Consider the following 12,509-nt stretch of genomic DNA (forward strand, 5'->3'; position numbering starts at 1 on the left):
GCTTCCCACCCCCATGGACAAAACATACCAACCCAACACCATAGAACAAAAGTGGTACAAGACCTGGGAGGAGAACGGTTACTTCAAACCGAGCGGCGACACAGAGGCCAAGCCCTTCTGCATTATAATCCCGCCGCCGAACGTCACCGGCAGTCTGCATATGGGCCACGGCTTTCAGGAGTCCATCATGGACGCGCTGATCCGCTACCACCGCATGCAAGGGGACAACACGCTCTGGCAGGTGGGCACCGACCATGCCGGTATCGCCACACAGATGGTGGTGGAGCGCATGCTGGCAGCGGAAGGCACCTCGCGCCACGAACTGGGCCGCGAACAGTTCATCGAGAAAGTGTGGCAGTGGAAGGCGCAATCCGGCGGCACCATTACCCGCCAGTTGCGCCGCCTGGGTGCCAGCCCGGACTGGTCGCGCGAGCGTTTCACCATGGACGACGGCTTCTACAAGGCGGTACAGGAAGTTTTTATCAAGCTGTACGAGGATGGCCTGATCTACCGCGGCAAGCGCCTGGTGAACTGGGACCCCAAATTCCACACGGCGATTTCCGATCTCGAAGTGCTCAACGAGGAGAAACAGGGCCATCTGTGGCACTTCCGCTACCCGCTCGCCGATGGCTCCGGGCACCTGGTGGTTGCCACCACCCGCCCGGAAACCATGCTCGGCGATACCGCGGTAGCTGTACACCCGGAAGATGCGCGCTACCGGCACCTGGTCGGCAAGACCGTCAAACTGCCCCTCACCGATCGCGAGATCCCTATTATCGCCGATGAGTATGTAGACCGGGCATTCGGCACCGGCTGCGTGAAAATCACTCCGGCCCACGACTTCAACGACTACGAAATGGGGCAGCGTCACAGTCTTGAGATTATCAATATCCTCGACGCGGACGCCAACCTGAATGATGCCGTGCCGGCGCAATACCGCGGTATGGAACGCTTTGCCGCGCGCGTCCAGATCGCCGACGACCTGGACGCCCTCGGCCTGCTGGAGAAGGTGGAGCCCCACACCCTCAAGGTGCCCCATGGCGACCGCTCCGGCGCCGTTATCGAACCCTGGCTCACCGACCAATGGTATGTAAAAACCCAGCCCCTAGCGGAAGAAGCTATCGCCGCCGTGGAAGACGGCCGGGTAAACTTCGTACCGAAGAACTACGAAAATATGTACTTCTCCTGGATGCGCGATCTCCAGGACTGGTGTATTTCCCGCCAGTTGTGGTGGGGCCACCGCATTCCGGCCTGGTACGACAATGAGGGCAATGTGTTTGTGGGCCGCTCCGAGGAGGAAGTGCGTGAAAAATACACGCTCGATGCCGATGTCGCCCTGCGCCAGGACGACGATGTACTGGATACCTGGTTCTCCTCCGGCCTGTGGACCTTCGGTACCCTCGGTTGGCCCGAAGAGACCAAAGCACTGCAGGCATTCCACCCAAGCTCCGTGCTGGTCACCGGCTTCGACATCATCTTCTTCTGGGTCGCGCGCATGATCATGCTGACCCTGTATTTCAAAAAGGAAGTGCCCTTCCACACCGTGTATGTCCACGGTCTGGTACGCGACAGCCACGGCCAGAAGATGTCCAAATCCAAGGGCAATGTGATTGACCCCATCGACCTGATCGACGGCATTGACCTGGAGCGTTTGGTCCAAAAGCGCACCACCGGGCTGATGCACCCACAGGACGCCCCCAAGATTGAAAAGCTGACCCGCAAGGATTTCCCACACGGTTTTTCCGCCTTCGGCACCGATGCCCTGCGCTACACCTATTACTCGCTGGCCTCTACCGGTCGCGATATCCGGTTCGACGTGGGCCGTATCGAAGGCTTCCGCAATTTCTGCAATAAAATCTGGAACGCTTCCCGCTACGTATTACAAAATTGCGAGGGGTACGACTGTGGACAGGACAACAACGGCGATTTCGAACTGACCATCGCCGACCGCTGGATTGTTTCCCAGTTGCAGCGCACCGAAACCTCTGTGCGTCAAGCCTTGGACAGCTACCGTTTTGATCTCGCCTCGCAAACACTGTACGACTTTATCTGGGGCGAGTACTGCAGCTGGTACCTGGAGCTTTCAAAGCCAATTCTCAAAGACGAAAATGCCTCCAACACCATCAAGATAGGCACACGCCGCACCTTGATCCGCGTATTGGAGACCCTGCTGCGCCTGGCACACCCATTGATGCCGTTTATCACCGAGGAAATCTGGCAGCGGGTGAAAACCCTGGCCTGTGCCACAGGTGACACCATCATGCTGCAGCCTTACCCGAAGGCCGATAGCCACAAGGTCGACGAAGAAGCCGAAACCGCTATTGCCTGGCTTAAGCAGGTCGTTGAAGCGGTGCGCAATATCCGCGGAGAAATGAACATCTCCCCAGCCAGGAAAATTCCGCTGATCCTGCGCAGCGGTTCCATCCGGGACAAGGCGCTGCTGGAGCAGGCTCACAGCCTGTTAATGCAGCTGGTCAGTCTGGAAGCCATTACCTGGCTCGGCGCCGGTGAACCCACTCCCACCTCGGCTACCGCACTGGTGGGAGAGATGGAACTGCTGGTGCCTATGGCTGGCCTGATTGATGTGAAAGCCGAGAGCGCGCGCTTACAAAAAGAAATCGACAAGCTGACAAAAGAATTCCAGCGAGGCCAGGGCAAACTCAATAACCCCAAGTTTGTAAGCAAGGCGCCGGCAGAAGTGGTGTCCAGGGAAAAAGACAAACTGGCGGAGACAGAAAGTGCCCGGAAGCGCCTGCAGCAGCAGCTGGAAGCACTTAGCCGGCTTTAGTCCACAAGGCGGGTCGGTGTTGATCGTTTCGAAACGGCTATTGAACCGTCGCTCAAACAGCGCTTCTGCTGCCTGTTTGGGCGTCGCTGTTGAACAGGAATACAACGGCTTGAAGATACCTGTCTCTCAGGCGCTCGGGCCAGCCACCGGTGACACCCGGATTAATCGGTAACCCTGTCTTCACATTCGCCGCATCATCCATAGCTGGCATTTGGTTCTCAAATTAGATAATGCATACCCGGTTGCTCACAAAGGCAAGGCAACAGGACATTACCACAGCGGTCAGGAACTGATGTTATGGTGCTGGTGATGGACATAGTGACTGTTCATGTCAGCAGCGCTAGCTATTATTATGGCTAGTATCATCGCCATTGGAACACTGAACCGGGCCGCTTTTAGTCGCCGCTCCCTCGGGATAGCTAAACCCAGTCAACCAGGCTGGATATTTTGCAGTGCCAAAATTGCATAGAAATTCTTGCTGCAGCCCAGTGTCATGCACAGTTTGAACAGTGAATCACCCCGGGCTTCTCGGCGTACACAGTCTTGCCGCCCTTACTGCCACCTACCATTTTCTTTCTACACCTTCACCACTTCCGCAACTCCCGGAAATGGATTTCTATTTAAGGGCATCTCTATAAATTGAGTTTTCCTTGGTTTTATCGCCCTGGAGCCCCCATTATTCGGTGCTTATGGGCAACAAAAAAGTAATTTTTATAACTGCCCTTAAATGAAGTTCCAGTTACTCCCTGGAAGTAGCGTTCGCACTCTGACCAATAAGGTCGAGGTAAAATGCATACTGTAAGGCAGTTTCGTGGTAACGGCGGAAGCGACCAGAAGAACCTCCATGCCCAGCCTCCATATTTACTTGAAATAAAAGCTGGTTTTTATCGGTTTTTAGCTCGCGTAACTTGGCCACCCATTTCATGGGCTCAAAATATTGCACTTGGGAATCATGCAAACCGGTAGTCACAAGCAGGTTGGGGTAGTCCTGGGCCCGGATCTGGTCGTAAGGAGAATAAGACAGCATATATTCATAGCTGTCCTTATTATTGGGGTTCCCCCACTCATCATATTCATTGACCGTCAGGGGAATGGACTCATCCAGCATTGTGGTCACAACATCGACAAATGGAACGGCTGCAGTCACACCACGATATAGCTCCGGAGCCAAATTCACCACGGCCCCCATCAGCAAGCCCCCAGCACTGCCACCGGATGCAAATATTTTATCGTGTGCGCCATACTTCATCTTGGTAAGACCTTTGGTCACGTCGATAAAGTCGGTAAACGTGTTCTTCTTATTGAACATTTTTCCATCTTCATACCAGGCCCGCCCCAATTTTTGTCCGCCTCGAATATGAGCAATAGCAAAAACAAAGCCACGATCGAGCAGGGAAACGATTGAAGAACGGAACCAGGGATCAACGGTACTACCGTAAGAGCCATAGGCGTATTGCAGCAGCGGATTGGAGCCATCCTGCTTGAATTTATCCTTACGATATACCAGGGATACCGGCACTTTCACTCCATCCCGAACAGTGATCAGGATACCTTCGCTCTGGTAGTGCTCGGGGTCAAAGCCACCGGGAACTTTATCCTGCTTGAGTAAACTCAACTCTCCATTGTCCAACTTTGCTTCATAAATACTGCGGGGAGTGGTTAAGCTGGAATAAGAAACCCGCACACGATCCGAGTCAGGGCTGGGGTTGGCGCTTAAACTCAATTGATAAACCGGATCATTAAAACCAACCTGCAAGTCTTTGTTGTCTTTCAGGTTGATAATACGCAAACTTGCTTGCCCCGCTTTCCGTTCTATAACGGCAAGATGCCGGTCGAACAGGGTAAAATCCTCGAGCAACACAGCCTTGTCATGGGGGATAACTTCAAGCCACTTGGATTTATTCGAAACATCTCCCATGGCGACTTTCATCAGACGGAAGTTTTCAGCCTGCCAGTTGGTCAGGATATAAAAGTCATTCCCAAGCTTCAGGGCTGAGTATTCATGGTTTTCCTCGCGCGGATACAGAGGAGAGAACTCTCCCTGTGGTGAATCAGCACTGAGGATGGACTGGCCGCTAGTCGTGGTGGAATCGTGGTGAATATTAACCAGCTCCCCATCCCTGGATTTTGAAATCCAGGTATAGAACGCCTTGTCACGCTCCTCATAAACAACAACATCCTCACTTTGTGGCGTTCCCAACTTGTGGCGCAGTACCTGGTAGCCGAGCAAGGTCTGACGGTCTTTATTAATATAAAAAACGGTCTGGTTGTCATTAGCCCAAACCGCTACAGGAGACGCATTCTGCAATTTATCCGGCAACAATTCCCCGGTTTTTAAATCCTTGAAGCGAATAGTATAGACACGGCGTCCCATATTATCTTCGGGATATGCCAGCAGCTGGTTGCTGGGGGAAACCGCCAAGGGCCCAACACTGAAGTAGCCAGTGTCTTCAGCAAGCTTATTGACATCCAGCAATACTTGCTCGGTAGCCTCCAAGTTACCTTTACGGCGTGCGTGGATAGCATATTCTCTTTCAGGCAGATAACGGGTGTAATACCAATAGCCATTGTGAAATACCGGCGCAGTGGATTTGTCTTTCTCCAGGCGTCCGGTCATCTCCTCAAACAGCGTTTCCTGCAACTCCTTAGTGTGCTGCATAACAGAATCGGTGTAGGTATTTTCCGCCTCGAGATGAGCGATAACCTCAGGAGCCTTACGTTCATCATCGCGCATCCAATAATAATTATCGACCCGTTCATGACCATGGATGGACATCTTGTAGGGTACTTTCTTGGCAACCGGAGCCGATGGCAGCTCTGCAGATGCTGTCACTTTCTGATCGGTTTTGGCTGCTTCATCACCAGACTCGCCACAAGCCACAAGGCCAAGGGCGAGCATCACTGTTGCGGTGGTGATTTTCATGAATTTTGATTCCTCTCTAGCTCTGTGAGTTTAAGGAGAATAAACACCTTATTTGGTCATTCACAAGCAAGCACAGACTCTGATTTGCGGCCCTTTTCTTGTCTTTTTGTAGCATTTCCGGGTGAAGATCGGACGGATTTTCACTGGCTTTAGCTTGCATTGAACAACCTGGACGACTGACCCACGAACTGGGACCCATCGGGCTCGCAGTGTAAATGGAAAAGGTTCATCGAACAACCGCATCACTGGTAGTGCGCATTCCTACGGGAGTTCGTACGGCTACATACCGGTTCTCAAGACTTCCTTCTGTTTCACGCGTTTTAGAATATGTGCAATCACAGCCGGGCCTTCGATACTGGCAGTCACCTTAACCTTTCCACTGCAACGCTCAAAGATTTCGATATCGTGATTGAAAACCCACCTCCGTCGCTGCATCCACTTTATTACCGGTATATTCCGGCCTACCCTGAACCTCTATTCCAGTTCTTCGTGAACACGTTTGGCAAATTTTCTGATATCAGTGTTCACGAGGAACCGAAATTCCTCTTAAAGCAGTATTTATCCATATTTTTTGCTACGTTTCGTACTTCTTGGAGGAGCGAGCGTGACCAGGTTGAGAGTCACAATGCGTCATATACGAGAAATCCTTCGCCTGGGCCGTAAGCATCTTTAAGTCAACGCCTTTTCCCCGCCCAATCCCACGCGCAAAATTGCTCCCGGCTCAATTACTACTAGGCTGGAAGGAAAGAATATCCCCCTCCCAAGACGCGCCGTAAATACATCCCTGTACGCTCGCAATCGGCATCCATGCCTCATACGATCCTGGCAGAGGGGTAGTCTTCCCTCTTGCCTTACCAGTACCTTCAAGGAGGCACGCTATGGATACCAACCCCAACCAGAATCACAAGCAGAATACTGACAGCAGCAAATTCCGTCTGGCAGCAGTCGGGCTTCTCAGTCACCAAGTTCTGCCAGGCCAATGCTCAAGCTTATCTCCGGTTTTTAGGTTCTTAAAAAGTATTCTGTAATCCTGTGGAATACAGTCATACTTTCATCGGGGAATTACCAAATCCTCTATGGCGAAGTGGATTTCAAGCGTCACATGTATCAGACGTCGCGTGGTAGGAAAATACTGCTCCCTGGACTCGACAGTATGCATCATTCGTGCAGCCATTCCCCCGGCCTGCACCGCGAGCAGTTGCAAGCGGCTATTACCCGCTTTGAGCACCAAATGCCACGCATGGATTATGCAACCAATGTAAAGCCGAATTTCGCCATCGGCTCGGGCGTGACTAAGGCGGCTTGCAACAGGTTGATCCAGCAACGCTCCTCTTGTTCCCGCATACGCTGGAAGGAAAAGGGCCCGAAGACGGCTCTCAGCTTGTGTGAACTGACCCAAACAGCTGGACGACGAGATCCATTCTGGAAGAAAGTTGATCAATATGATGCGATGATTGCTGCGTGAGAACAACATACAGAGGCAATATCCATACTTTAGGGCATCACAGCCGTGCTTTTCTCTACCCTTTATTCCTTAGATTTCCCCTTCCTTTTGTTCTAAAAAACGGTTGTCGCTAAATATTACAGAATTATAGTAAATAAAAAAAACACCCCTAAGAAACAAACGTTCTTTAGTGATGCTGGCGCTATCTGCCGCAACGCTTTATAAAAAGAACACAACCGCGCCTGCTCGCAGAATCCGACCGGGAACTCAGAAACTGCGCACACGCCGAGAAAAAGAACGCTTTACTCAAGAGACTTTCATTTTAAATGAAAGTCTCTCTATGAAACCTTTTTAACGCAGTGTAGTTAACCGAGGTACCAGTAATTTATCCGGGCCAGGTCCCGGCATAAACTCGGGGGAGAGTAACGTTGAACCACCCAGACCAGTTCAACCCGGAAGTATGGCCACTTGTAGTTTACTGCCTTGCCGTATTTGGGTTGATCGCCTTAATGCTCGGCCTTTCCTATTTTCTCGGTCAAAAACGCAGAGATCCCGCAACCGACGAACCCTTTGAATCCGGCATTATCTCCCAGGGTAGCGCGCGGCTGCGTATTTCTGTCGCCTACTATCTGGTTGCCATTTTATTTATCGTCTTCGATTTGGAGGCGATCTACCTTTTCAGCTGGTCCATAGCATTTTTCGAAACCGGGCTGCTCGGATTTATCGAGGCCACTGTTTTTATCGTGATACTGCTGGTGGGTCTGATTTACCTCTGGCGCCTCGGCGCATTGGAGTGGGGTGGGCATCAGGAAAGCCTGGTCGGCCGCAAAGATCATCGCTAAAAATAGACAGGAAGACACTATGCGCTGGCAGCTTAGCAAAGCACGGGATGTGATTGCCGCAGATTCTACCCAGGCAGAAGAAGGCGCAATTGCCGAGGACCTGAAAAAAAATATTCTGCTGGCGAAACTGGAGGAACTGGTTGCCTGGGGCAGGGCCAATTCACTCTGGCCATTCAATTTTGGCCTCTCCTGTTGTTATGTGGAAATGGCCACCGCCTTTACCAGTCGTCACGATATCTCGCGTTTTGGCGCAGAGGTTATCCGTGCCACACCACGCCAGGCAGACCTGATTGTGATTTCCGGTACGGTATTTTTAAAAATGGCACCGGTGTTGCAGCGTCTGTACGAACAGATGATTGAGCCGCGCTGGGTGATATCCATGGGTTCCTGTGCCAACTCCGGCGGAATGTATGACATTTATAGTGTGGTGCAGGGCGTAGATAAGTTTCTCCCGGTAGACGTCTACGTACCCGGATGCCCACCCCGCCCCGAGGCGCTGTTACAGGGGCTCACCCTACTACAGGCCTCGGTTGCCGCCGAGCGACGAAACTTCAGCTGGGTGGTGGACGAACAGGGCGCCAGAAAGACCCCCAAACCCAGCCAGCGCGATCTGAACCGTGAAGAGCGCATGCGCGCAACGGTTTTGCGCTCGCCGGATACAGTCTAAGTGCGCAGTTGTCGCCGAGAAACAGACCTCTGATAACGGAAATCCCGATGAGTGGCGTCATAGCAAAAAGTGTGCATAGCAAGACCCCCTATACAAAAGAGGCCAAGGTCTTTGTGCGGGACCTGGCACTGGAGTATCGCTGGCACAATTATTGGCTGCAGCACGATAGCCCCGATATGCCCATTCTGTGGATAGACGCCCACGCATTGATTCCTCTGCTGCATTTCCTCAAGCAGGAGATTTCCCGTCCCTTCGCCATGCTCTATGACCTCAGCGCCATCGACGAGCGCCTGCGGGCCAACCGGGGAAGGGGGAAAGAGAGACAGCCAGCCAGTGACTTTACCCTGGTTTACCAGTTGCTGTCTTTCACGCGCAATTTATTTATCAGCATTAAGGTCGCCCTGCCAGAATCCAATCTGTCCGTGCCTTCCATCACCGGGGTTTGGAAAAATGCGAACTGGTACGAGCGGGAAGCCTGGGATTTGTTTGGGATCAATTTTACCGGTCATCCCAATTTGCAACGTATTCTGATGCCCACGACCTGGAAAGGGCATCCCCTGCGCAAGGACCATCATGCCCGTGCCACCGAAGTGGATCCCTATACCCTTTCCGAGGAAAAGGAGCGCAGGGAACAGGAGGCCCTGTTGTTTTGCCCGGAGGACTGGGGCATGGCGCGTGCCAGTGAAGACTCGGAATTTATGTTCCTGAATCTGGGGCCCAACCACCCCAGCGTCCACGGCGTTTTTCGCGTGGCCCTGCAACTCGATGGCGAACAGATTGTGGATGCCGTACCGGATATCGGCTACCACCACCGCGGTGCTGAGAAGATGGCCGAGCGCCAGGCCTGGCACACCTATGTGCCCTATACGGACCGCATCGATTATCTGGGCGGGGTAATGAATAACCTGCCCTACCTACTCGCGCTGGAACAGCTGGCGGGCATACAGATACCACCGCGGGCTCAGGTGATCCGCGTGATGCTGTGCGAGCTGTTCCGCATCTCCAGCCACCTGGTGTTCTTCGGCACCTTTGCTCAGGATATCGGACAGATGTCGCCGGTCTTTTATATGTTTATCGACCGGGAAAAACTGTTTGGCGTTATCGAAGCAATCACCGGCGGACGCATGCATCCGGCTTGGTTTCGCATTGGTGGTGTCGCCCAGGACCTGCCCGAGGGCTGGGACAAAATGCTGCGTGAATTTCTTGATTACATGCCCGCCCGCCTGCGTGACTACGACGGTTTGGTGATCAAAAACAAATTAGTGCAAAAGCGTACCCGAGGGATTGGCGTCTATGATACCGCCGAAGCGCTGGAATGGGGGGTGACCGGACCGGGTCTGCGCGCCACCGGATTGGCATGGGACCTGCGCAAGAAGCGCCCTTACAGCGGTTACGACCAGTATGAATTCGATATCCCCAGCTACGATGGTGGCGATTGTTTTGATCGCTGCCGCGTACGGGTCGACGAAATGTGGCAGAGCCTGCGCATTATTCGACAGTGCCTGGAAAACATGCCCCCCGGTCCCTATAAATCCGATCACCCGCTGACTACCCCGCCACGCAAGGGGCGCACCATGCAGGATATCGAGACACTGATCCAACACTTTGTAAATAACAGCTGGGGCCCGGTAATGCCCGCCGGCGAGGTCTGCTTTCCCATAGAGGCCACCAAGGGCCTAAACAGTTATCAGATTGTCAGTGACGGCGGCACCGCCTCATATCGAACCCGAATTCGCGCCCCATCGTTCCCGCATCTGCAGATGATTCCATTGATGTCACGGGGGCTGCTGATCGCCGACCTGATTGCAATTATTGCCAGCATTGATTTTGTGATGGCGGATGTGGATCGGTAAAAACTATAGCAGTGCGCGGCTCAAGCCGCCATCACAACGGAGGAGACCAGTGCACGGGAGAGAGCCGTACACCCCTGCCGCAGAAGAATATTTCAGCGGCACAGTCACTTCACATATGCCTCTCCGAAGTCGGCCGAGGAAGCATATATGTCCAGCTTACTAGAACCGGAATTGATTGAAGTAATGGAGCACAGCAGCGCGGACCCAAAAAAAAGCCCCGGTGGCCTCACAGCCGTGGAAAAAGAGGAAATCGATCGCGAATCTTCTCACTACGAGAACAAATCAGCCGTGGGGCTGGAAGCACTCAGAATCGTACAGAAATATCGTGGCTGGATTTCCGATGACACCCTACAGGCGATCTCCACCTACCTGGATATTCCCGTAGCACAACTGGAATCTGTGGCCACTTATTTCCAGTTGATCTTTCGCCAGCCCGTGGGCAAGGAGGTCATCTACCTGTGCAAAAGTGTCAGCTGCTGGATTAAGGGCTGTGACCGCCTGCAACAACGCATTTGCGAACACCTGAAAATCCAACCTGGACAAACCTCTGCAGACGGCATCTTCACCCTGCTGGAAGCTCCCTGCCTGGGGGACTGTGACAAGGCTCCGGTATTGATGCTCGGCGAAGAGATGTTCCGCAATCTCGATGAAGCCGCCCTAGAGAATCTGATCAAAAAAAAGAAGAAATACCATGCTGATCAATCCCCTGACTAAAAATGTCACCGATCAGAATATCGCCACCGATCTCGAGCGCTACCTGGGCAACGGGGGCTACGTGGGCTGGCGCAAAGCCCACACCATAGATCCAGACAAGATTATTGATCTGGTCAAAGACGGTGGCCTGCGCGGGCGCGGTGGCGCGGGATTCAATACCGGACTCAAATGGAGTTTTGTCCCCCGCGGAGCAGATGCACCGGAACAGAAATTTATTGTCTGCAACGCAGACGAAATGGAACCGGGGACCTTCAAAGACCGGCTGCTGATGGAGCGCGACCCCCATCTGCTGCTCGAGGGTATGGCTATTGCCGCCTACGCCATTGGCGCTTCCATCGGTTACATTTTTATCCGGGGTGAATACCACTTGGCTGCAGAGCGTCTGGAATATGCCATCGAAGAGGCAAAAGCGCAGGGGCTTCTCGGTACCGACATCTGCGCGAGCGGATTCAGCCTGGAAATCTTCGTGCATCGCAGCGCCGGAAATTATATCTGTGGCGAGGAAACCGCGCTGTTGAATGCGCTGGAAGGTCGGCGCGCGATTCCCCGGGCAAAGCCGCCCTTCCCCCAGGTCAGCGGGCTTTGGGGTAAGCCCACCGTGGTCAACAACGTAGAAACATTTTGCAATATTCCCCATCTGGTGGAATTTGGCGTTGACTGGTATCGGGGACTGGGGCGCGGAGAGGATGCCGGCAGCAAGCTGTTCGGTGTGAGCGGCCATGTCAAGAATCCTGGTACCTGGGAGTTGCCTATGGGCACACCTATCCGGGAAATCATCGAACAGCATGCCGGCGGCATGCACGACGGCTTGCGGCTGAGAGGCCTTCTGCCGGGCGGCGGCTCTACGGATTTTCTCGGGCCCGAGCACCTGGACCTGCCGATGGATTACGACGTGATCGGCAAAGCAGGCAGCCGTATGGGTACCGGCACCATAATTGTGCTCGACAACAAGACCTGCCCGGTGGGACTGGTGCTGAACCTCTCCCAGTTTTTCGCCCGCGAATCCTGCGGCTGGTGCACCCCCTGCCGCGACGGGCTGCCCTGGGTCGTGAAAATATTACAGCGTATAGAAGCGGGCGAAGGACGCTCCGAGGACCTCGATCTGCTGCACGAACAGTGCAAACGCATAGGCCCCGGCAATACTTTCTGCGCCCTCGCACCCGGAGCTGCGGAACCATTACAAAGTGCTCTGGTGCGTTTTGAACAGGACTTTTTCAACCATATAAATCAGCACCGCTGCCCCTACCGGTAGCGTTTAGCGAAACCCAGGCGATACAA

Annotated in this window: 9 protein-coding genes; 7 read left to right on the forward strand and 2 right to left on the reverse strand. The window is 53.4% G+C overall.

What is annotated here, in order from left to right; genetic code table 11:
* The first annotated feature begins 13 nt into the window (after positions 1–13).
* Positions 14–2,788: a valine--tRNA ligase gene (locus Q1A48_RS09000; RefSeq protein WP_299943727.1), complete on the forward strand. Its 2,775-nt coding sequence runs from the start codon at positions 14–16 to the stop codon at positions 2,786–2,788.
* Between the two features lie 52 nt (positions 2,789–2,840).
* Here the strand turns inward: Q1A48_RS09000 and Q1A48_RS09005 are convergent, their stop codons facing one another.
* Entirely contained in the window at positions 2,841–2,999 is a 159-nt protein-coding gene (locus Q1A48_RS09005; RefSeq protein ID WP_299943730.1) for a hypothetical protein, read from the reverse strand.
* 528 nt (positions 3,000–3,527) lie between these two features.
* Complete coding sequence (locus tag Q1A48_RS09010; RefSeq protein ID WP_299943733.1) at positions 3,528–5,711, reverse strand: S9 family peptidase; 2,184 nt, start codon at positions 5,709–5,711, stop codon at positions 3,528–3,530.
* Positions 5,712–6,864: 1,153 nt separating this feature from the next.
* On the opposite strand from Q1A48_RS09010, the gene Q1A48_RS09015 reads away from it, so the two are divergent.
* The 6 genes from Q1A48_RS09015 (at position 6,865) to nuoF (ending at position 12,483) form a co-directional block, all read left to right on the forward strand.
* The gene (locus Q1A48_RS09015) at positions 6,865–7,176 is read left to right on the forward strand and encodes a hypothetical protein (protein WP_299943735.1); all 312 of its coding nucleotides are present in this window, start codon (positions 6,865–6,867) and stop codon (positions 7,174–7,176) included.
* Positions 7,177–7,583: 407 nt separating this feature from the next.
* The gene (ndhC, locus tag Q1A48_RS09020; protein WP_299943738.1) at positions 7,584–7,997 is read left to right on the forward strand and encodes an NADH-quinone oxidoreductase subunit A; all 414 of its coding nucleotides are present in this window, start codon (positions 7,584–7,586) and stop codon (positions 7,995–7,997) included.
* Positions 7,998–8,016: 19 nt separating this feature from the next.
* Positions 8,017–8,664, forward strand: a complete 648-nt coding sequence (locus Q1A48_RS09025) for an NADH-quinone oxidoreductase subunit B (protein ID WP_299943741.1) — start codon at positions 8,017–8,019, stop codon at positions 8,662–8,664.
* A gap of 47 nt (positions 8,665–8,711) precedes the next feature.
* Positions 8,712–10,517: an NADH-quinone oxidoreductase subunit C/D gene (gene nuoC / locus Q1A48_RS09030; protein ID WP_299943744.1), complete on the forward strand. Its 1,806-nt coding sequence runs from the start codon at positions 8,712–8,714 to the stop codon at positions 10,515–10,517.
* A 147-nt stretch (positions 10,518–10,664) separates the two neighbouring features.
* Positions 10,665–11,231, forward strand: a complete 567-nt coding sequence (nuoE, locus tag Q1A48_RS09035) for an NADH-quinone oxidoreductase subunit NuoE (protein WP_299943747.1) — start codon at positions 10,665–10,667, stop codon at positions 11,229–11,231.
* Positions 11,209–12,483: an NADH-quinone oxidoreductase subunit NuoF gene (gene nuoF / locus Q1A48_RS09040; RefSeq protein ID WP_299943750.1), complete on the forward strand. Its 1,275-nt coding sequence runs from the start codon at positions 11,209–11,211 to the stop codon at positions 12,481–12,483. The genes nuoE and nuoF overlap by 23 nt, the downstream gene beginning before the upstream one ends.
* The last annotated feature ends 26 nt before the right edge of the window (positions 12,484–12,509 follow it).

Source organism: uncultured Microbulbifer sp. (assembly GCF_947489355.1).
GTDB lineage: Bacteria > Pseudomonadota > Gammaproteobacteria > Pseudomonadales > Cellvibrionaceae > Microbulbifer.